The organism is Kribbella sp. NPDC051936, assembly GCF_040680955.1.
Classification (GTDB): domain Bacteria; phylum Actinomycetota; class Actinomycetes; order Propionibacteriales; family Kribbellaceae; genus Kribbella.
On the sequence record NZ_JBFAXS010000006.1, the window covers coordinates 639,888 to 659,041 of the forward strand.

Below are 19,154 nucleotides of genomic sequence, written 5' to 3' on the forward strand. Positions count from 1 at the left end.
AGGAGACCGTCAATGCGCAGACGACTGCTGACATTCGCCGCCCTGACCGGTGTGTTGCTCACCGGTCTGACCACCGCTCAGGCAACTGGGCGGGACTCCGACGTCACGCGTGCCTTCCAGGCCACAGACCGCAGTACGGCCTGGAAGCTGGTGCAGCGTGTGCCGTTGAAGTTCCCGACGTACCACCCGCAGGGGATCGCGCTGGTCGGGGACCTGATCTTTCTGAGCAGTGTCGAGGTGCTGGAGGCGCCGGTGAAGTACCCGGTGCCAGTGGACGGGTACGACCGGACCCCCGGCAAGGGGATCGGGCATGTCTTCGTGCTGGACCGGCAGGGGAATCTGAAGAAGGACGTCCGGGTCGGTGAGGGTACGGCGTACCACCCGGGCGGGCTGGACTTCGACGGGAAGGACGTGTGGGTACCGGCGGCGGAGTACCGGCCGAACTCGCGGGCGATCGTCTACACGGTCGACCCGAAGACCTACCGTGTCACGGAACGTTTCCGGGTGCAGGACCACGTCGGGGGAGTGGTGCGCGACCGGACGACCGGTCAGGTCCATGGCGTGAGCTGGGGTTCCCGCACGCTCTACGACTGGACGCCCGCCGGCAAGCAGCTCGGCAAGCTGGCCAACGAGTCCCACCTGCTCGACTACCAGGACTGCGACTACGCCGCCCGCGGCAAGCAGCTCTGCGGCGGCGTCACGACCCTGCCCGGCCCCAACAACACGTCGTACGACCTGGGCGGCCTGGCCCTCCTCGACCTCCGCACCAACCGCATCCTGCACGAGATCCCGTTCCCGTACTTCTCCCCAACCACCAACCACAACGCCACCCGAAACCCGGTAGCCCTCGAAACCACCCCCGCCACCCTCCGCCTCTACACAGCCCCCGACGACGGCGAAAACCCCGGCGGCACCGAACTCCAGATCTACGAGTCCCCGCTCAAGTAGGCGTGACGGTCTTCGCGGTCTCGAGCAGCCGGGTGGCCCAATCGATGCTCTTGGCCGCGTCTGCGGCAGACACCGAGGTCGCCTGGTACTGCGACTTGGACTTGAGCCTCAGCAGCCGGGACAGCGTCGCGCTGCTGTCCCGGCCTGCCGGCCCGGCACCCTTCAGCTCAGCGATCGCCTCGGCGTGGTTGTCGGACTTCTTGGTCCGGCCGGTGAGAGCCAGACAGATTGCATCCTTGGAGTTGATACCTGAGGTCACGGCGTTGGACGCCGCCGCGTTGTAGAGCTCGAGGTCATTGGTCAGGTCTGCGGCTTCGAGAAACTCGCGAGCCTTCGCCAAGTGCGCTCGGGCTTCGTCGAGTGCGGTCACTAGCCGGCCTTTCGATCGAGGGTTTGCTGCGGCGTGCTGCCGATGATCGGCATGGCGTCGCGCCGGAGTTCGTTGACGATGCGCTCCTTGCGACTGATGAGGTCGCGCACCTCTTGCCCGCTGTATTCGACAACCTCACAGGAGTTGCCGGACCACAGACTCGCGTGTGCCGACAGTGTGTCCACCTGCCTGAGCCAGACAGGATCCGATTCGTCGACGTCGTCCCGGCGGACGATCAGCAGATCAAGGTCGCTGCCGGCGTCGCCTTGGCCCCGGGCGGTAGAACCGAAGAGCCAGATCGCCTTCGCAGGGATCTCCCATGCCTCGGCTTCTGCCCTGATCCGGTCGAGCAGGACGTCGCGGAGTCGTGCGAGCTGATCGATTGCGGGTGCCGCGACATGATCACGGTTGAGCGTGTAGAGCCGGGCGCGACCGGCCGGCTCGGCGATGACGACGCCGTTGTCGACCAGGTCGTCCAGAACCTTCTGGACGCCGCTTGGGCTAGCTGGAGACTGCAGGAGCCCGGCTACGGCCCGGCCGGTCAACGCGCGATCGGTTCGGGCGAGCACGCCCAGAACCCGGCCGTGCAGCCCCGGCACCACACTGGACATCGGTTCGGAGAAGCGCATCCGCAGTCCACCTCCATTGCCCACTATATCAAGCATATGCCCACTTTCCAGAACATAGTCAGCTAGCCCGCGGAATGATGCGGGCGGGGATGTCGTGGTGGTGGCAGAGGGCCAGTAGGGCGGTGCCGTCGATGAGTTGGAGGGGTTTGCCGTTGGCGAACTGGTAGCTGGTGGGGCCGAAGCCCGAGGTGGTGATCAGGATGCCTTTGGTGGCGCCGGCGTCGACGACGGTGCCGAAGAGGTCGCGGACGGCGGACGGTGGGACGGTGCGGGTCCAGAGCTTTGCCTGGACGACGAACTTCCCGCCGGTGATCGGCCGGGGGTCGTAGGCCACGCAGTCGATCCCGCCGTCCGTCCCGCGCCGGAACAGCCTGGTCTCCAGCCCCATCCGCGTGAGCAAGTTGTGCACCAGGTGCTCGAAGGCCTCGGGAGTGAGCTCCAGCAGGTTCGGGCGGGCGTCGATCTCGCTGATCACGTCGACCGCCTCGACGGTGCGCGGGTCGGCGAGGTCGAACTCCAGCACCGGCTCGACCGGCTGCAGCTCCTCCGGGTGCCGTGACACCTCAGCTGCGAAGTAGTGCCGTACGCACGCCACTGCATCGAGCTGGTCGAGCACCAGCGCCTGGTACTGCTCCCGCGTCGCCCGCAACGTGATCAGACAGGGCCGCACGGTCTGCCCGGTCGTGAGGTCGACCGACTCGACCATCCCGTTGAACACGACGGTCTCGACCACGCCGTACCTGTCGCTCCCGAACACCAAATGCAGCGCGCGCAGAGCCAGCTGCGCCACCAGTTGCTGATACAGCCGCCGCAGCTCCAGCGGCTCCCGCATGACCGGCAGTACCGCATCCAGCGAGCGGTCATAGCGGTACGACGCCTCGGCCGGTACGGCGCTGACGTCGGGCAGATCCCATTCCACAGCGAGCAGTGTCGACTCGGGGACGTACCCGACCTTGCGCCGGCGTGGAAAGTCGAGCGGCTCGGGCACCCGGTCCAGCGCCCGGGTGAAGTACCGCGTCACGGCAGCGCGGTCGCGGGTGCGGACCGCGTGCTCGTACGCGTCGATCCGCGCATGCTGCTCCGCGGTCGCCTCGTCGAGCCGGCGCTGGTGCTCGATCTGCTCCCGCAGCGCTCGGGCCACCCGCTCCTTGCGGGCTTCCTCAAAAGCCCGGTGCCGCTCGATCGCTTCCGCGAACCTGTCCTCCGCATCGGCGAGCCGGCGCGCGAACCGGCGCTCGGCTCCCCACCACCGGAACCGGCCGGGCGGCTGGGGCACGAACGCATCCCAGACAGGTCCGGGATGCGCCTCGAGATCGGCCGGCGGCACGGTCGGCGGCGCGCGCCGCGGTGCTCGCTTCAGGGTCTGCAGATCGGTGCCGTGGACGTCGACCGCCAGCGCGCCGCCGAGGACGCCGCCCAGGACCTGGACGCGTTCCTGCACCGCAGCGGTACGTTGCGCCGCCTCGGCAGTACGCCCGGGCGGACGGTCGCTGCGGGCGTGACCTTCCACGGATCGGCCCATCGCCTCACACCTCTCCACTCCAAGGTAACGGCCCAAACACGCTCCGCGACCGACGTGACGCAGAGTTGGTAAGGACATTGCTTGCCGTCCACCCCCTGTTTCCTGCCGCGCGTGCACTTGCAGACGCATTTGACGAGCGTGACGATGGCAACCATGAGCCAGCCGTCGTACGCGTCCGGGGTGTCCGAGGTTCCGTTGCTGGGCGAGACGATCGGCGCGAACCTGAGACGCACGATCCACGAGTACGGCGACCGCGAGGCGCTCGTCGAGGTGCAGACCGGGCGGCGCTGGACGTACGACGAGTTCGGCGCCGAGGTCGAGCTGGTCGCGCGCGGCCTGCTGGCCCGCGGCATCGCGAAGGGCGACCGGGTCGGCATCTGGGCGCCGAACCAGGCCGAATGGACGATCACGCAGTACGCGACCGCGCTGATGGGCGCGATCCTGGTGAACATCAACCCGGCGTACCGCACCCACGAGCTGTCCTACGCGCTGAACCAGTCCGGGGTCCGGCTGCTCGTCTCCGCGACCGAGTTCAAGACCAGCGACTACCGGGCGATGGTCGACGAGGTGGAACCCGACTGCGCCGCCCTCGAACAGATCGTCTACCTCGGCACCGGCGACTGGGACGCGCTGCGCGACGACGCGTCTCGGATCCCACTCGACGGGCTGCACGCCCGCGAGGCGGAGCTGTCCTTCGACGACCCGATCAACATCCAGTACACCAGCGGTACGACGGGGTTCCCGAAGGGCGCGACGCTCAGCCACCACAACATCCTGAACAACGGCTTCTTCGTCACCGAGACGATCGCGTTCACCGCCGACGACCGCCTGTGTATCCCGGTCCCCTTCTACCACTGCTTCGGCATGGTCATGGGCAACCTCGGCTGCACCACGCACGGCGCCTGCATGGTGATCCCGGGGCCCGCGTTCGACCCGGCGGCCACGCTGCAGGCCGTCCAGGACGAGCGCTGCACCGGGCTGTACGGCGTACCGACGATGTTCATCGCCGAGCTCGGCCTGCCGGGCTTCGCGGACTACGACCTGACCAGCCTGCGGACCGGGGTGATGGCCGGGTCGCCGTGCCCGGTCGAGGTGATGAAGCGCTGCGTCGCGGACATGCACATGGCCGAGGTCGCGATCTGCTACGGCATGACCGAGACCTCGCCGGTGTCCACGCAGACCCGGCGCGACGACGACCTGGACCGCCGGACGTCGACCGTCGGCCGGGTGATGCCGCACGTCGAGGTGAAGCTCGTCGACCCGGCGACCGGGCTGGTCGTCGACCGTGGCGAGACCGGCGAGCTGTGCACCCGCGGGTACTCGGTGATGCTCGGATACTGGGACGAGCCGGACAAGACCGCGGAGGCGATCGACCAGGCCCGCTGGATGCACACCGGCGACCTCGCGACGATGCGCGAGGACGGCTACGTGAACATCGTCGGCCGGATCAAGGACATGGTCATCCGCGGCGGCGAGAACGTGTACCCGCGCGAGATCGAGGAGTTCCTCTACACGCACCCGGCGATCGCCGACGTCCAGGTGATCGGGGTCCCCGACGAGAAGTACGGCGAGGAGCTCTGCGCCTGGATCAAGCTCAAACCCGGCGCGGACCCGCTCGACGCCGACGCGGTCCGGACGTTCGCCGCCGGCAAGCTCGCGCACTTCAAGATCCCGAAGTACGTCCTGCTCGTCGACGACTTCCCGATGACGGTCACCGGGAAGATCCGCAAGGTCGAGATGCGCGAGAAGTCCGTCGAGCTCCTCGGACTGAACTGAGCAGCGACCCGGCGCCGAAGGCCGCGCCCAGGACGCACACGGCAGTCCAGCCGGCGCGCTCGTACAGCGCCGTGGGGGCGATCGCGCCGACGGCGCTGCCCAGCGAGTAGAACACCATGTACCCGCCGATCAGCCGGCTGCCGGCGTCCGGCCGGTAGATCAGGCTCTGGTTGGTGACGTGGATCGCCTGTACTGCGAGGTCGAGCAGCACGGCGCCGATCGCCAACCCCGCCAGGGAATGCGCCGTCACCAGCCAACTCGTTGCCAGCAGCATCGAAGCGCCGATGACGACGATCCGCCCCTGTCCGCGATCCGCCAGCCGCCCGGCCGGCCCGGCGGCGAGCGCCCCCGCCGCGCCGATCAGTCCGAACGCACCGATCTCGGTGTGCGACAGCCGGCGCTCCGTCAACGGCAGCGCGATCGAGGTCCACAACGTGCTGAATGACGCGAACACGAAGAACGCCCGAACGGCGGTCTCCCGGAACACCGGCTCCCGCCACAGCCTCACCGTCGACCTCAGTAGCTGACCGTAGGTCGGCACCGGACCTGCGCCCAACGGCGCCGGCGCGCTTCGGCGGGTGAAGAGCAGGGCGATTGCCAGGCAGGTGGCGCAGGCGGCGAGGTACACCGCTCGCCAGCCGAGGAGGTCGGTGAGGATGCCGGACGTGGTTCTGGCGAGGAGGATGCCCAGGACGATTCCGGTGGTGACGGTGCCTACTGTGCGGCCGCGTCGGGCGGGATCAGCCAGCGCAGCGCCGTACGCGACCAGGGACTGGGTGACTACGGCGAGGGTGCCGACGGTGGCCAGGCCCAGCAGGAGCATCGCGGCGTTCTGGGCGAGGCCGGTCGCGAGCAGGGCCGCGGCGAGGAGCAGGAACTGGAGCTGGATCAGGCGGCGCCGGTCCAGCAGATCGCCCAACGGGACAAGGAAGAACAGGCCGAGTCCGTAGCCGGCCTGCGTGACGGTGACGAACAACCCGACCGTCCCGGCGGCGATCCCGAGGTCCGCGCCGATCGTCACGAGCAGCGGCTGGGCGAAGTACACGGTGGCGACCGCGACACCGGCTGCCACCGCGAGAAGTTTTGGTTGCATCTTGCTACCGTAAGATCAGTTGGTAGCATGTTGCAACCAGGAGGTGCGGGATGGTCAAGAGGACCCGGTTCGACGACGAGAGCTGTCCGGTCGCGCGGTCGGTGGACGCAGTCGGCGACTGGTGGTCGCTGCTGATCGTGCGCGACGCGTTCGACGGCAGCCGCCGGTTCGGCGACTTCCAGCGCAGCCTCGGCGTCGCCAAGAACATCCTCAGCGCTCGGCTGCGGTCCCTGGTCGACCAGGGGATCCTCGAGACGGTCCCGGCGGGCGCCCGGCACGAGTACGTGCTGACCGCCAAGGGCGAGGCGCTGTTCCCGGTGATCGTCGCGCTGCGCCAATGGGGCGAGGCCTTCGCCTTCGAGCCCGGCGAGCCGCATTCTCACCTGCTGGATCGCCGCGATCAGCAACCGCTCCGGCCACTCGAAGTGCACGCTGCCGACGGTCGTCTCGTCACTCCCGCCGATACCGAGGTGCACAAGCTCGTCAGCTGACCTTGAGGTGTTCCGCGAACGCTTGCAGGGCAGGGGTTTCCTCGCCGCGGCGCCAGGTCAGGGCGAGAGCCGAGTCGGGTACGCCGGTGAGCGGGATGCTGATGATGTCGGCGCGCTGGTTGCGGCTGGCAGTGGCCTGGCAGACGAGCATCGCGCCGCGGTCGGCGGCGATCAGTGAGAGGCCCTCGGAGAAGGTGCGCACCTCGGGGCCGCGATGGATCAGTGACCCGGCCGGGGTCTGCGTCGGGGCCTGGGTCAGGCGCCAGTAGGTCGGGGCCGGGCCGGAGAAACCGATCAGGGTCTCGCCGGCCAGGTCCTCGACGTCGACCGACGGGTGGCCGGCCAGCCGGTGCCGCTTCGACACCGCGAGGGTCTGCGGCACCTTGGAGAAGATCGGTCCGACCACGAGGTCGTCCTCCGCGATCGGCAGCAGCGCGACGGCCGCGTCGACGTCGCCGCGCCGCAGGGCGCTGAACGGATCGTTCATCGGGAGCTCCCAGACGTCGATCAGGCAGTTCGGGTTGCGCGACTGGAAGGCCGACACCGCGTTCAGGATCTCGTCGTTCACCGTGCCCTGGAAGCCGATCCGAAGCTGCCCCTTGACGCAGGCGGCGTACTCGCGCGCGTTCTCGACCACGCGCTCCAGGGCGACGTACGCCGGGCGCAGCGAGGTGAGGAACTCCTTGCCCAGCGGGGTCAGCGCCACCCGGCGACTGGTCCGCTCGAACAGCGGTCCGCCGATCCGTCGCTCCAGCGCCTGCAGCAGTTGACTGACCCGGCTCTGCGAGAGGTACAGGCGTTCCGCCGTACGGCCGAAGTGCAGCTCGTCGGCGAGGACGAGGAAGCACTCCAGCTCACGGATCTCGACAGCCACGGCGTACCTCCGATCGATGAGCTCAGCTAATACAAGCATGACCAGATCGCCGTTGTTCCGCACCTCCTCCTGACGGCTCACTGGAGCTATGACGACGATCTGCGCCGACGAGACAGTCACCCGGGGATGGGCCGCACCGATCACGATGGCCGTGACGGTGTTCACCGTCGTGACCGCCGAGATGCTCCCGGTCGGCCTGCTCACACCGATCGGCGAATCACTCCACGTAACAGAAGGCACCGCAGGCCTCGCGCTGACGACAACAGGCCTTGTCTCGGCAGTGGCCGCGCCTGTGCTGCCGCTTGCGCTGGGCAGGTTGGACCGCCGGGCAGCGCTGGGTGGGTTGATGGTGTTGCTCGCCCTCGGGTCGTTCGTCGTCGCGATCGCACCGGTCTACTGGATGTTCATCGCAGCGCGAGTCCTGATGGGCATCTCCATCGGCGGTGTCTGGACGCTGACCATCGGACTGGCCCGCCGCGTCGTACCCGAGCATGCAGCCGGTCCTGCAACCTCACTCATCTTCAGCGGCATCGGAATCGCTTCGGTGCTGGGCATCCCGGCCGGCGCGTACGTCGGTGAACTCCTCGGCTGGCGTTGGGCCTTCGCGGGCGTCGGCGTGCTGTCTCTGGCGCTGGCCCTCGCACTGACCTTCCACCTTCCGTCGCTCGCACCGGAGCAGGCGGTGGGGTGGAAGGACGTACGCGATGTCCTGCAGATCAAGCAGGTCCGCGTCGGCCTCCTGCTGGTCACGCTGATCGTGACGGGCCACTTCGCGGCGTACACCTACATCCGCCCGCTCCTCGAACCGCACACCGGTCCGGCGCTGATCGGGACCTTCCTGCTCGCGTACGGCGTGGCGGGTGTCATCGGCAACTTCCTGACCGGCGCCCTCCGCCCGTCCCGGGCCCTGACCGTCATCGCGGGCGGCATCGCACTGTCCGCACTGGCCATGCCTCTCATCGGTACGACGATCGCGGGATCCCTTGTCCTGCTGGTGATCTGGGGTCTCGCGTACGGCGGGACGAGCGTCAGCACTCAGGCTTGGGGACACGCGGCGGCGCCCAGTGCCCCCGAATCGTCGTCCGCTGTCCTGGTGGGGGTGTACAACGGAGCGATCGCACTGGGCGCCTTCACCGGCGGCCAGGTCGCCGACCGCCTCGGTACGACGGCGGTCACCTGGCTGCCCGCGGTCCTCGCGACCGCGGCGCTGCTCGTCCTGCTAGCGAACCGCCGCCAGCGCGGCTGAGTCCTCCTCGCCGAAGTCGTCCTCGAGCTTCTCCGGCGAGTAGTCGAGATCGATCCCGGCGACATCCGCGCCGACCGCCGACTCGATCGCGCCGAGCCGGCGGGTGGCTCGATCACCGGCATACGTCATCAACGCCGTCGGGTTGATCTCCGGCGGCAACTCCGGCGAGTTGTCGAGCGCCCACTGGATCTGTACCAGTGCGTGCGGGAGCAGCTCCTCCATCGTGTCGGTGACGACCTTCCAGTTCGACGCGTCCGCGGCGACGTGCCGGCGGCAGGTGAACGTGCCCCACGCCATGTGCCGCCGTTCGTCGTCACCGATCCGGCGGATCAGCTCCTGCATCCCCGGCAGCACGCCGCGCGACGTACAGAGCAGGTTCCACGCGTGGTACCCGGTCAGCGCCAGAGTCCCTTCCACCACGTGGTTGTAGGTCACCGACGCGCGGACCTGGTTGGCCGGCGACGGGTCGTCGGACAGCGACTTCAGCGCGACCGGCAGTGCCTCGTAGAAGATCGCGCGGTAGCCCGGGTTGTTCTCGACGTAGCGGTGCAGGTCCTCGGTGACGCCGACCGCGTCCAGCCAGAGCCGGAAGACCGCGGTGTGCTTGGCCTCCTCGAAGCAGAACTGGGTCAGGTACATCTCGTCGCCGAACCGGCCCTCGGCCGCCATCGCCTGCAGGAACGGCTGCAGGTCCTCGGTCACCGCCTCCTCGCCGGCGATGAACTGCGAGCAGAGCATCAACGCGTTGTCCTTGTCGTTGTCGCTCAGCTCCTGCCAGTCCTTCGCGTCCTGGCTGAAGTCGATGTCGCGCGGGTTCCAGAACTTGCGGTTGCCCTTGTCGAACAGCCGCAACGGCATCGCGTCCCAGTTGAGGCCGCCGGCCTTGAGCGAGCTGAAGCCTTGCCTGTGCAGGTCGTTCATACGTGCTGCCTCCGGGATTCGGCGAGGAAGGGTGACAGAACACGAGCCAGCTGCGCCGCCACCACCGCCGGGGGAGGGCCGGGGGTGACGATGTGGCTGATGACGACGCGCAAGGCGACGTCGACGCAGCTGGTCGCGTCTTCCGCAGGCACCTCCGGCCAGTGCTCCCTGACATGGGCATCCAGTCGGAGGTGTGCCAGCTCCAGCACCTGCTGCCCCCGTGTGGTCAGCAGTTGGCTGGCCTGGTCCGATCCCGGCTGACCCAGCGCCGCCTTCACCAGCGGGTTCTCCCCGGCCAGTGTGAGCGCCCGCTCCACGGCGGCCCGGAGGCCGTCGATCGGGTTGGACTGCTCGGCGAGCGCCGCGTTCACATCCAGCAGGAACCGCTCGGTCTCGCGTGCCGCGACGGCCTCCAGTACGCCCCACTTGTCGCCGAACTCGTTGTAGACGGTCTGCCGGGACACCCCGGTCCGACGAGCCACTTCGGCCATCCGAAGCCCGTCGTACCCACCTGTCTCGATGGCGTCCTGCGCAGCGTCCAGCAACTCGTCCCGCAGCCGGCGTCTGGTCCGATCGGCAAACGAGTCCATGCGGACGAGGGTTTACAAAATCGGTCCTGATGTCAAGTACTCGGACAACATGTCTTCAGTTGTCAAGTGCGGAGAAGTGCGACGCGTCGCCCGTGCGCGGCGTACTGCGGACGCCGTCCACGCTCACCGGGACGTCGCCGGCGAGCGTGATCCGGTGCAGTCGGCGCGGCTGGTCGTCGTAGTCGGCGACCCCGTAGTGCTGGGTCGCGCGGTTGTCCCAGATGGCCAGGTCGCCCGGCTGCCACTGCCAGCGGACGGTGTTGTCGAGGTTCGTGACCCGGTTCTGCAGGAGCTGGAACAGCGTGGTCGTCTCGGCGCTGCTCAGCCCGACGAACCGGCGGACGAAATGGCCGAGTACGAGCGCACGCTCGCCGGTCTCGGGATGGACGCGGACCACCGGGTGCTCGGTCTCGAACACCTTCGACTCGAACTGCCTGCGGTGCTCCTCGACCTTCACGTCCACGCCGCCGATCCGCCCCTCGTCGGCGTGCCCGGCGTAGTCGTACCTGTTGCTGTGCACGGCCCACAGCCGGTCGACGAGGGCCTGCAGGGACCGCGGCAGGTTCGCGTACGCCGTGACCGTGTTGGCCCAGCTGGTGTTCCCGCCGTACGCCGGGAGCGTGACCGCGCGGAGCAGGCTGATCGCGGGGATCCGGTCGACGAACGTGACGTCGGTGTGCCAGCTGTTCGCCTTGCTGTAGTCGGAGTCGATCGGCAGCACGTTCGCGGCGCCGTCGAGGCTCTTCGAGGTGGGATGCGCGAGCGTCGGCGTACCGAGCAGCTTCGCGAACGCGAGCTGACCCGCGTCGTCCAGGTGATGCTGCTCGCGGAAGAAGATCACCTTGTGCTCGAGCAGGGCCTGCCGGATGGCGGCCACGGTCTCCGCGGCCAGGTCGCCGCCGAGGACGACGTTGCCGATCACGGCGCCGAGCGCCCCGCCGGCCTTGGTGACGGTGATCTCCGGTGCGTGCAGTTGCGTGGTCATGACAGCTCCTTCACGGTCGGTTAACAGCAATAATCCAACCGAATTACTAGACATATCGGCCGTTTCGGGATGCGAGACCACGCCGCCGGCGGGAGCACGTAGGGTTGGGGACGTGTCAACCGCCGCTCTTGAACCCGCCCCCGATACCGCCGACGTGCCGGAGTTGGTGGTCGGGTTCGACCTGGACATGACGCTGATCGACTCCCGCCCGGGGATCCAGGCCGTCTGGGACCTGCTGGCCGCGGAGACCGGCGTACCGATCGACACCGACCTGGTGGTGAGCCGGCTCGGGCCGCCGCTGACCTGGGAGATGGCGAACTGGTTCCCGGCCGAGCAGGTCGACACGATGGTCGCGCGGTACCGCGAGCACTACCCGTCGCACGCGATCACCGGCAGCCTGCCGCTGCCGGGCGTGACCGAGTCGCTGGCCGCGATCCGGGCGCTCCGCGGGCGGACGATGGTCGTGTCCGCGAAGCACGCCCCGTCGGTCCGGCTGCATCTCGAGCACCTCGGGCTCGACGTCGACGAGCCGGTCGGCGACCTGCACGGCGCCGAGAAGGGGACCGCGCTGCGCGAGCACCGGGCCACGATCTTCGTCGGCGACCACACCGCCGACATCGACGGCGCCCACGCGGCCGGTGCGGTCGCGGTGTCGGTCGCGACCGGCCCGTTCACCGCGGACGAGCTGCGGGCGTACGGCGCCGACGTCGTGCTGAACGACCTGACCGAGTTCCCCGCCTGGCTCGACGCGTACGTGCTCGAGCAGCGGCTCGAAGCGCTCATGCGGCGGCTCTCGTCGTTCGACAAGATGGTGGTCGCGTTCAGCGGCGGCGCCGACTCGGCGTTCCTGCTCGCGGCCGCGGCCCGGGCGATCGGCCCGGCGAACGTGGTCGCGGCGACCGCGGTGTCGCCGTCGCTGCCGGCCGCGGAGCTGGAGCCGGCGGCACGGTTCGCGGACGCGCTCGGGGTCCGGCACGTCACGCCGCACACGCACGAGATGGAGCGCGAGGGGTACCAGGCGAACTCGGGCGCCCGGTGCTACTTCTGCAAGGCCGAGCTGGTCGAGACGCTGCAGCCGATCGCGGACGACTTCGGCATCGCCGCGATCGCGACCGGGACGAACGCCGACGACGCGATCGCCGGGTTCCGGCCGGGCATCCGAGCCGCCTTCGAGCGGGGAGCGCTGACGCCGCTGAAGGACGCCCGGCTGACCAAGGCGCAGATCCGGACGGCGTCGCGCAGCTGGGGTCTCGAGACGTCGGACAAACCCGCCGCAGCCTGCCTGTCCAGCCGGATCGCGTACGGCATCCGGATCACCCCGAACCTGCTCGTCCGGGTCGATCGAGCCGAGCAGGCGGTCCGCGCGCACCTCGCGTCGTACGGCGTGCAGAACGTGCGCGTCCGGGACCTCGGGGAGACCGCCTCGATCGAGATCGACGCCGCGTTGCTGGATCGCGTGGACCACGAAGCGCTCGTGAATGCGGTCATGGCCGAAGGGTTCCCGGCCGCGCAGGTGGACCCGCGCGGGTTCCGCTCCGGCTCGATGAACGAACGGCTGGCGGAGCCGGAGAAATACCGGAACCTGTAAGGGGTGCGGGGAGGCTGCTCGATCAGGTAGTTTCCCGGAGGCGCCGTCGCGCGGTGTCACGTACGCTGGGTTTCCTGATCGGGCCTCACGGCCCTGTTGCTTCCGACGATCGACTGAAGAGGTTGCCGTGCCCGTTGGCAAGGTGAAGTGGTACGACTCCGAGAAGGGGTTCGGATTCCTCAGCAAGGAGGAGGGCGGGGACGTCTATGTCCGCGCCGAGGCCTTGCCGTCGGGTGTGACCAACCTGAAGCCGGGCCAGAAGGTCGAGTTCGGCGTCGTCGAGGGACGCAAGGGCGAGCAGGCGCTGCAGGTCCGGCTGATCGACCCGCCGCCGTCGGTGGCCAAGGCGATGCGCCCGAAGCCGGAGGAGATGCAGGTCGTCATCGAGGACCTGATCAAGCTCCTCGACCGCCTCGGCGAGAACTATCGCCGCGGCCGCCAGCCCGACAACAAGTCCGCCCGCCAGGTCGCCACCGTCCTGCGCGGCGTCGCCGACAAACTCGACTACTGATCAGCCGCTGCGGCGGTCGATCAGGGCCTCGATACCGTCCAGCACCGTGGTGAGGCCGAAGTAGAACTCCGACGGGTCGTTGTCGACGTAGTCCTGCGGCTCGTCGAGCCCGGCCGCGATGGTCGGGAACCGGTCCGGGTCGGCCAGACTCCGCAGCCGGCGGGCGTACCGCTCGCCGGCCACCGCGGCCTCGTCCGGCGGCAGGCTCAGCATGCTCGCGCTCAGCCCGGTGGTACCGCGGACGTAGATGTTCACCAGCAGCATCGCCGACATCCGGTCGGGCGGCGTCAGCGGTGTGTTCTCGAACGCGCGCAGGCCCTCCTCCATCCAGACCAGCTGGTTGGGTGACAGCGGCGGCTCGACCACCGGCACCTGCAGGATCCACGGGTGCTTCAGCAGCGCGGCCTGGAACGAGGTCGCCCAGGCGGTGATGCGGTCCCGCCAGTCGTCCCCACTGCTCGCCCGGGCCGGTAGTCCGAACGCCTGGTCGAGCATCACGACGTACAGGTCGTCCTTCGCCTCGACGTAGCGGTAGAGCGCCATCGTGGTGACCCCGAGCTCGGCCGCGACCTTGCTCATCGACAGGGCGCCGAGCCCGCCCGCGTCCGCGAGCTTGATCGCCGCACGGCCGATGTCGCTCACCTGGAAGGCCGGCTTCGGCCCCGGGCGGCTCCGCCCCTCGATACCCCACAACTGCTGCAAGACCCTCGGCAGCTCGCTCTCGTCCATGCGCCGCAGTCTATCTGTTTACAGCATAGACAGTCTTGTGTATGGTCTGTGTACGCCGCACACAGTGTGTGGCATATACAGATAAACCGGAGGGGCGTCATGGGTACCACCGAACGGGCGGGCCGCAAGGAATGGATCGCGCTCGGCGTGCTCGCACTGCCGCTGCTGCTGGTCTCGATGGACGTGTCGGTGCTGTACTTCGCGGTCCCGTTCATCAGCGCGGACCTCGGCGTCGACGCGACCGAGCAGCTGTGGATCTTCGACATCTACGGGTTCGTGCTGGCCGGCCTGCTGATCACCATGGGGTCGCTCGGCGACCGGATCGGCCGCCGCCGGCTGCTGCTGTTCGGCGCGATCGGCTTCGGCCTCGCCTCGGTCGCGGCGGCGTACGCGCAGAACCCCGAGCAGCTGATCGCGGCCCGCGCGCTGCTCGGGATCGGCGGCGCGACCCTGATGCCGTCCACCCTGGCGCTGATCCGGAACATGTTCCACGACCCGAAACAGCGGTCGAAGGCGATCGCGTTCTGGAGCGCGGTGATGATGGGCGGGATCACTCTCGGTCCGGTGCTCGGCGGGTTCCTGCTGGAGCACTTCTGGTGGGGCTCGGTGTTCCTGATCAACACTCCGGCGATGGTGCTGCTGGTCGTGCTCGCGCCGGTGCTGCTGCCCGAGTTCAAGGCTGCGGTGCGCGGGCGGTTCGACCTGCTGGGTTCGGTGCTGTCGCTGGCCGCCGTACTGCCGGTGATCTGGGGGATCAAGGAGCTGGCGGCGCACGGTGTGTCCGCGCTGCCGGTGGCGGCGATCGTGGCCGGGTTGGTGTTCGGGGTGCTGTTCGTCCAGCGGCAGCGGACCGCGGAGCACCCGATGGTCGACCTGTCGATGTTCCGCAACCGCGCGTTCAGCGGGTCGCTGGCAGCGAACACCATCGGCACCCTGGCGCTCGTCGGCAACGCGGTGTTCCTGACCCAGTACCTGCAGCTGGTGCACGGCCTCTCGCCGTTGAAGGCCGCGTTGTGGTCGCTGGCCCCGTCGGTGCTGGTCGGCGGTGCGGCTCCACTCGCCACCGCGCTGGCCGGGAAGATGGACCGCGCCTATGTGATCGGTGGAGCGTTCGTGCTCGCGGCTTCGGGGTACGGCGTGCTCACCCGGATCCAGGTCGACTCGTCACTGGTGGTGCCGCTGCTCGGGGCCGGACTGCTCGCGGCCGGTCTGGTGATGGTGATGACTCTGGTGACCGAAGCGGTGGTGGGCTCGGTCGCGCCGGAGCGGGCCGGGTCGGCGTCCGCGGTGATGGAGACCTGCGCGGAGTTCGGTGGCGCGCTCGGGATCGCGGTCCTGGGCTCGATCGGCACGGCGGTCTACCGCGCCGACGTCCCGTCCGGTTTGCCCGCCGGCGTCGCGGCTCCGGTCCGCGAGGGGCTGCCCGCGGCGACCGCCGCAGCCGCCCAGTTGCCCGCGCAGCTGGCCGACACGGTCCTGGCCACTGCCCGGCACGCCTTCACCCACAGCATGAGCGTGGTCGCCCTGGTCGGCGCCGTACTGCTGCTCGTCACTGCGGTCGGCAGCACCCTCACCCTCCGCGGCACCAGCCACGCCAGCGCTCCCGCCGAGGAGCCGGCGGCCGAGGAGGCGGACGTAGCCACCGCCTGAACCTGGGCCAGTAGATGGGGAGCGCGGACACCTGGTGTCCGCGCTCCGTGTTGTTTGCCCGTGGATCAGCGCGGCGGGCGGCGGGGGTTGCTGCCGGGGCGGCGTTTGAACGGGCTGCGGTTGCGTTCCTCGGTAGGTTCCTCGGACCAGGGCTGCGGGTTCTCGCCGGTGTTCTCGTCGTCCTCTGGCTGGCCGCTCCACCAGCGGCCGATGGGCTGCTCGGGCGGCGGCTTCCGGTCGCCGGTGCGCCACTCGACGGTGGGTTCGTCATGCGAGCTCGAGCGGCGCCGGCGGTTGGCCCGCTGCTCGGCAACGCTGAGGATCGTCCGGGTCGTGCTGTCCGCGTGGTGATCGCCCTCGTACGACGGGTCGTGGTCGCGGTCGTGCGGGTGCGCCGCGGCGTGCGGCTTGTTGTGTGCGTCGGTGCGCGGGCCGCCGAGACCGCCCGGGCGCAGCGGCCCCGGGGTCGTCCGGGAGCTCGGCCGCATCCGTAGTACGAGGAAGATGACCACCAGCAGGACGCCCGCGAGGAAGCCGAACCCGAGGCGCGGGATCAGCGGCAGCACGATGCCGCAGCCGCCGCCGATCACCCACGCGAGCTGCAGCACCGTCTCGGACCGCGCGAACACCGACGTCCGCACGGACTCCGGCACGTCGCGCTGGATCATCGCGTCCAGCGACAGCTTGCCGAGCGAACTGCACAGGCCGGCCACCAGGCCGAGGGCGATCAGGATCGGCAGGCCGTACAGCACCGCGACGGCGACCGCGACCGCAGCGTCGACGAGCAGCACCACGAGCACGACTGTTTCCGGTTTACGGGCCTTGAGCAACGACCCGAGGATGGTGCCCAGACTGTTGCCGAGCCCGGCCGCGGCCACCACCGCCGTGGCCGCGACGGCGCCCTTGACCCCACTGACCGGCTGGTCGCGGAGCAGGAACGCCAGATACATGGTCAGGAACCCGGACACGAACCGCAGTCCCAGGTTGCACCGGATCCCGCGGGCCACGGCGGCGGTGATCGCGCGGCGGCGGGCATCACGCCCCGCCGTACCGGTCACCTCTTCGTCGGCGGGGGAGTCGACCGCGGCGGGCAGCCGGATCGCGAGGATCAGGCCGACGATGTAGACCAGCGCCGCCCAGCGCAGCGACCACTCCGGCCCGATCGCGGCGAACGCGGCCGCGATCCCGGCGCCGATCGTCGCGCCCGCGACACCGGCCAGCGAGATCCGGGAGTTGGCCGTGACGAGGGTGATCTGTTTGGGGAGCAGCCGCGGTACGGCGGAGGCGCGCGTGACGCCGTACGCCTTGGAGGCGACCAGGCAGCCGAGCGCGGCCGGATACAGCCAGGCGGAGCCGTCGCCGGCGATCGACGCGGCCAGGCTCCAGACGAGGAACGCGCGGACGCCGAGCGTCGCCCCGATCGCCCAGCGGCGGCCGTGGCGGAACCGGTCGAGGATCGGGCCGATCAGCGGCGCCATCAACGCGAACGGCGCCATCGTCAGCACCAGGAACAGCGCGACTCGGTCGCGCGCCTCACCGCTCGGCACAGTGAAGAACACCGTCCCCGCCAGCGACACCGCGAACGCCGTGTCACCCGCCGCGTTCACCGCGCCGAGCTCGATCAGCCGCGACAGCCCCGACTCACCCGCGCCCTGGGCGCTGGTCAGCCCGCGGATCCGGCGCCCGGTCGCGCGACCGACCTTCCCGCTGACCTCCGCGGCCTTCTTCGACGCCGACGCGACACCTTCCGCGCCCACCTTCGACGCGTGCCCGACCTTCTTCCCCGCGGTCCCCATCCGCTCGCGCGCGTCACTGAACCGGTCGCCGGCGGACTTCCCGGCGGCCTTGGGCCCGCCCGCGTCGCCGCGCGGCGGACCGCCGGCGGCGTTGCCGCCGGGATTCGCCTTCGGGTCCGGGGAGTGCATGGAACCATCCTGCCTCGTGCCGGGGACAGACCGCAGGCACCGCGCGTACGAGCGGTGCGCGACGGCCTTTGTGACGGCGGTTCGGAGTCCTGCGGACGGCGTGCGAGAATGGGCGATTGTGACTCCCGTCAGAACCCCCGAACCGGTACGCGCCAAGCCCGACGCCGTCTGCGTCGCGGCGGTCGAACCGGCACGTGAGGCCGCGATCGCCGAGGCCGGCGCCGCGCAGGTCGGGGAGCACCTCGGTCATTCGGTCGAGGGTGAGCGCCTCGTCACGCACTACTTCGCCTCCACCCACCCCGGGTACCGCGGCTGGCGCTGGGCCGTCACGCTGACCCGCGCGTCACGCGCCAAGACCGTCACGGTCAACGAGGTCGTGATGCTGCCCGGCGACGAGGCCGTCGTCGCGCCGGAGTGGATCCCGTGGTCGGAGCGTGTCCAGCCCGGCGACCTGCGCCCGGGCGACCTGTTCCCGACCCACGCCGACGACCCGCGCCTCGAGCCCGGGTTCACCGACACCGCCGACGCGCCGGAGGAGGTGCTCACGGTGGTCGAGGAGCTCGGCCTGGGCCGCGAGCGCGTGCTCTCGCCGGTCGGGCGGGAGGAGGCGGCCGAGCGGTGGTACGCCGGCGACTTCGGGCCGACGTCCGCGATCGCCCAGGCCGTGCCGTACAAGTGCTTCTCCTGCGGCTACTGGATCCGCCTCGCCGACAGCCTCGGCCAGGCCTTCGGCGTCTGCGCCAACGAGATGGCCCCCGGCGAGGCCCGCGTCGTCGCCTACGACTACGGCTGCGGCGCCCACTCCGACGCCACCATCGACATCACCGAACCCCCCACCCCCGACCACGCCTTCGACACCACCGGCTACGACACCCTCGAACTCGAGAACTAGCCCCACCAGGCCGGGCCTGTTCGGCCGGGGAAGGTCAGTCTTCGGTTTCGGGGCGGTGGCCGGCTTGGATGGCGGCCCAGCGGCGTTTGCAGTACCAGAGGCCGATCAGGCCGAGGCCGATGCCGGCGACGGGGACCCAGAGCCACCAGTCGAGGCCGTTGGCCTCGAGGTGGTCGCGGAAGATGAACAGGACGACGAGGGCGACGGCCCACAGGACGATGCCGGTGATCACGCTGGGGATGCCGGACAGGTCGAGCGGCTTGACCTCGGCGTGGACCAGCTCGCCGCGGGCGAGCTGGCTCGTCGGGTCGGTGCGCTTCTTGGATGCCCCCTGATCCTCCGTCACGCCACCTACCTTAGCTTCGTTTCCGATTAGTGCTCGCAACTGCCCGGCAGGACCTGGCACGATGCGGT

The 19,154-nt window shown here is 69.7% G+C and carries 19 protein-coding genes; 8 read left to right on the top strand and 11 right to left on the bottom strand.

Features of this window, described 5'->3' with window-relative positions:
- Positions 1 to 12 precede the first annotated feature (12 nt).
- The gene (locus tag AB0L64_RS24290) at positions 13 to 948 is read left to right on the top strand and encodes a DUF6454 family protein (RefSeq protein WP_363713405.1); all 936 of its coding nucleotides are present in this window, start codon (positions 13 to 15) and stop codon (positions 946 to 948) included.
- Here AB0L64_RS24290 and AB0L64_RS24295 read toward each other — a convergent pair.
- From AB0L64_RS24295 to AB0L64_RS24305, 3 genes are read right to left on the bottom strand one after another with little or no spacing between them, the layout of a single operon-like run.
- The gene (locus AB0L64_RS24295; RefSeq protein ID WP_363713407.1) at positions 941 to 1,318 is read right to left on the bottom strand and encodes a HEPN domain-containing protein; all 378 of its coding nucleotides are present in this window, start codon (positions 1,316 to 1,318) and stop codon (positions 941 to 943) included. The two genes, AB0L64_RS24290 and AB0L64_RS24295, sit on opposite strands and share 8 nt — an antisense overlap.
- On the bottom strand, positions 1,318 to 1,947 hold the full coding sequence (locus AB0L64_RS24300; protein ID WP_363713409.1) for a nucleotidyltransferase domain-containing protein: 630 nt from the start codon (positions 1,945 to 1,947) through the stop codon (positions 1,318 to 1,320). Before AB0L64_RS24300 ends, AB0L64_RS24295 begins: the two co-directional genes overlap by 1 nt.
- A 58-nt stretch (positions 1,948 to 2,005) precedes the next feature.
- Complete coding sequence (locus tag AB0L64_RS24305) at positions 2,006 to 3,469, bottom strand: restriction endonuclease (protein WP_363713411.1); 1,464 nt, start codon at positions 3,467 to 3,469, stop codon at positions 2,006 to 2,008.
- A 153-nt stretch (positions 3,470 to 3,622) separates the two neighbouring features.
- Between AB0L64_RS24305 and AB0L64_RS24310 the strand changes: the two genes are divergently transcribed.
- Positions 3,623 to 5,245, top strand: a complete 1,623-nt coding sequence (locus AB0L64_RS24310; protein ID WP_363713413.1) for an AMP-binding protein — start codon at positions 3,623 to 3,625, stop codon at positions 5,243 to 5,245.
- On the opposite strand, the gene AB0L64_RS24315 is transcribed toward AB0L64_RS24310, so the two are convergent.
- Positions 5,181 to 6,338: an MFS transporter gene (locus tag AB0L64_RS24315; RefSeq protein ID WP_363713415.1), complete on the bottom strand. Its 1,158-nt coding sequence runs from the start codon at positions 6,336 to 6,338 to the stop codon at positions 5,181 to 5,183. The two genes, AB0L64_RS24310 and AB0L64_RS24315, sit on opposite strands and share 65 nt — an antisense overlap.
- A gap of 50 nt (positions 6,339 to 6,388) precedes the next feature.
- Here AB0L64_RS24315 and AB0L64_RS24320 point away from each other — a divergent pair, with 50 nt between their 5' ends.
- Entirely contained in the window at positions 6,389 to 6,829 is a 441-nt protein-coding gene (locus AB0L64_RS24320; RefSeq protein ID WP_363713417.1) for a helix-turn-helix domain-containing protein, read from the top strand.
- Here the strand turns inward: AB0L64_RS24320 and AB0L64_RS24325 are convergent.
- A complete protein-coding gene (locus tag AB0L64_RS24325; RefSeq protein WP_363713419.1) occupies positions 6,822 to 7,784 on the bottom strand; it encodes a LysR family transcriptional regulator in 963 nt (320 codons plus the stop codon). The genes AB0L64_RS24320 and AB0L64_RS24325 overlap by 8 nt on opposite strands.
- A 7-nt stretch (positions 7,785 to 7,791) precedes the next feature.
- Here AB0L64_RS24325 and AB0L64_RS24330 point away from each other — a divergent pair, with 7 nt between their 5' ends.
- A complete protein-coding gene (locus tag AB0L64_RS24330; RefSeq protein ID WP_363713421.1) occupies positions 7,792 to 8,949 on the top strand; it encodes an MFS transporter in 1,158 nt (385 codons plus the stop codon).
- Here the strand turns inward: AB0L64_RS24330 and AB0L64_RS24335 are convergent.
- The 3 genes from AB0L64_RS24335 to AB0L64_RS24345 are packed head-to-tail and all read right to left on the bottom strand — an operon-like array spanning position 8,923 to position 11,445.
- Complete coding sequence (locus tag AB0L64_RS24335) at positions 8,923 to 9,870, bottom strand: R2-like ligand-binding oxidase (protein WP_363713423.1); 948 nt, start codon at positions 9,868 to 9,870, stop codon at positions 8,923 to 8,925. The genes AB0L64_RS24330 and AB0L64_RS24335 overlap by 27 nt on opposite strands.
- A complete protein-coding gene (locus AB0L64_RS24340) occupies positions 9,867 to 10,460 on the bottom strand; it encodes a TetR family transcriptional regulator (protein ID WP_363713425.1) in 594 nt (197 codons plus the stop codon). The genes AB0L64_RS24335 and AB0L64_RS24340 overlap by 4 nt, the downstream gene beginning before the upstream one ends.
- 55 nt (positions 10,461 to 10,515) lie before the next feature.
- Positions 10,516 to 11,445, bottom strand: a complete 930-nt coding sequence (locus AB0L64_RS24345) for a TauD/TfdA family dioxygenase (RefSeq protein ID WP_363713427.1) — start codon at positions 11,443 to 11,445, stop codon at positions 10,516 to 10,518.
- A 112-nt stretch (positions 11,446 to 11,557) separates the two neighbouring features.
- On the opposite strand from AB0L64_RS24345, the gene larE reads away from it, so the two are divergent.
- Together larE and AB0L64_RS24355 are read left to right on the top strand one after the other, a co-directional pair.
- A complete protein-coding gene (larE, locus tag AB0L64_RS24350; protein WP_363713429.1) occupies positions 11,558 to 13,033 on the top strand; it encodes an ATP-dependent sacrificial sulfur transferase LarE in 1,476 nt (491 codons plus the stop codon).
- A 127-nt stretch (positions 13,034 to 13,160) separates the two neighbouring features.
- The gene (locus AB0L64_RS24355) at positions 13,161 to 13,544 is read left to right on the top strand and encodes a cold-shock protein (RefSeq protein WP_355482957.1); all 384 of its coding nucleotides are present in this window, start codon (positions 13,161 to 13,163) and stop codon (positions 13,542 to 13,544) included.
- Here the strand turns inward: AB0L64_RS24355 and AB0L64_RS24360 are convergent, their stop codons facing one another.
- The gene (locus AB0L64_RS24360; RefSeq protein ID WP_363713432.1) at positions 13,545 to 14,273 is read right to left on the bottom strand and encodes a TetR/AcrR family transcriptional regulator; all 729 of its coding nucleotides are present in this window, start codon (positions 14,271 to 14,273) and stop codon (positions 13,545 to 13,547) included.
- A 99-nt stretch (positions 14,274 to 14,372) separates the two neighbouring features.
- Here AB0L64_RS24360 and AB0L64_RS24365 point away from each other — a divergent pair, with 99 nt between their 5' ends.
- Positions 14,373 to 15,923, top strand: a complete 1,551-nt coding sequence (locus AB0L64_RS24365; protein ID WP_363713434.1) for an MFS transporter — start codon at positions 14,373 to 14,375, stop codon at positions 15,921 to 15,923.
- Between the two features lie 65 nt (positions 15,924 to 15,988).
- Here AB0L64_RS24365 and AB0L64_RS24370 read toward each other — a convergent pair whose 3' ends face one another.
- A complete protein-coding gene (locus AB0L64_RS24370) occupies positions 15,989 to 17,848 on the bottom strand; it encodes an MFS transporter (protein ID WP_363713436.1) in 1,860 nt (619 codons plus the stop codon).
- A gap of 118 nt (positions 17,849 to 17,966) precedes the next feature.
- Between AB0L64_RS24370 and AB0L64_RS24375 the strand changes: the two genes are divergently transcribed.
- The gene (locus tag AB0L64_RS24375; protein ID WP_363713438.1) at positions 17,967 to 18,740 is read left to right on the top strand and encodes a DUF3027 domain-containing protein; all 774 of its coding nucleotides are present in this window, start codon (positions 17,967 to 17,969) and stop codon (positions 18,738 to 18,740) included.
- 34 nt (positions 18,741 to 18,774) lie between these two features.
- Here the strand turns inward: AB0L64_RS24375 and AB0L64_RS24380 are convergent, their stop codons facing one another.
- On the bottom strand, positions 18,775 to 19,086 hold the full coding sequence (locus AB0L64_RS24380) for a DUF2530 domain-containing protein (protein WP_363713440.1): 312 nt from the start codon (positions 19,084 to 19,086) through the stop codon (positions 18,775 to 18,777).
- Positions 19,087 to 19,154 lie beyond the last annotated feature (68 nt).

Bases quoted from the DNA above. Each gene is read 5' to 3' on its own strand.
- AB0L64_RS24290 (WP_363713405.1), top strand. From the start codon at position 13: ATGCGCAGACGACTGCTGACATTCGCCGCCCTGACCGGTGTGTTGCTC.
- AB0L64_RS24300 (WP_363713409.1), bottom strand. From the start codon at position 1,947: ATGCGCTTCTCCGAACCGATGTCCAGTGTGGTGCCGGGGCTGCACGGC.
- AB0L64_RS24305 (WP_363713411.1), bottom strand. From the start codon at position 3,469: ATGGGCCGATCCGTGGAAGGTCACGCCCGCAGCGACCGTCCGCCCGGG.
- AB0L64_RS24310 (WP_363713413.1), top strand. From the start codon at position 3,623: ATGAGCCAGCCGTCGTACGCGTCCGGGGTGTCCGAGGTTCCGTTGCTG.
- AB0L64_RS24315 (WP_363713415.1), bottom strand. From the start codon at position 6,338: ATGCAACCAAAACTTCTCGCGGTGGCAGCCGGTGTCGCGGTCGCCACC.
- AB0L64_RS24320 (WP_363713417.1), top strand. From the start codon at position 6,389: ATGGTCAAGAGGACCCGGTTCGACGACGAGAGCTGTCCGGTCGCGCGG.
- AB0L64_RS24330 (WP_363713421.1), top strand. From the start codon at position 7,792: ATGACGACGATCTGCGCCGACGAGACAGTCACCCGGGGATGGGCCGCA.
- AB0L64_RS24335 (WP_363713423.1), bottom strand. From the start codon at position 9,870: ATGAACGACCTGCACAGGCAAGGCTTCAGCTCGCTCAAGGCCGGCGGC.
- AB0L64_RS24340 (WP_363713425.1), bottom strand. From the start codon at position 10,460: ATGGACTCGTTTGCCGATCGGACCAGACGCCGGCTGCGGGACGAGTTG.
- AB0L64_RS24345 (WP_363713427.1), bottom strand. From the start codon at position 11,445: ATGACCACGCAACTGCACGCACCGGAGATCACCGTCACCAAGGCCGGC.
- AB0L64_RS24360 (WP_363713432.1), bottom strand. From the start codon at position 14,273: ATGGACGAGAGCGAGCTGCCGAGGGTCTTGCAGCAGTTGTGGGGTATC.
- AB0L64_RS24365 (WP_363713434.1), top strand. From the start codon at position 14,373: ATGGGTACCACCGAACGGGCGGGCCGCAAGGAATGGATCGCGCTCGGC.
- AB0L64_RS24370 (WP_363713436.1), bottom strand. From the start codon at position 17,848: ATGCACTCCCCGGACCCGAAGGCGAATCCCGGCGGCAACGCCGCCGGC.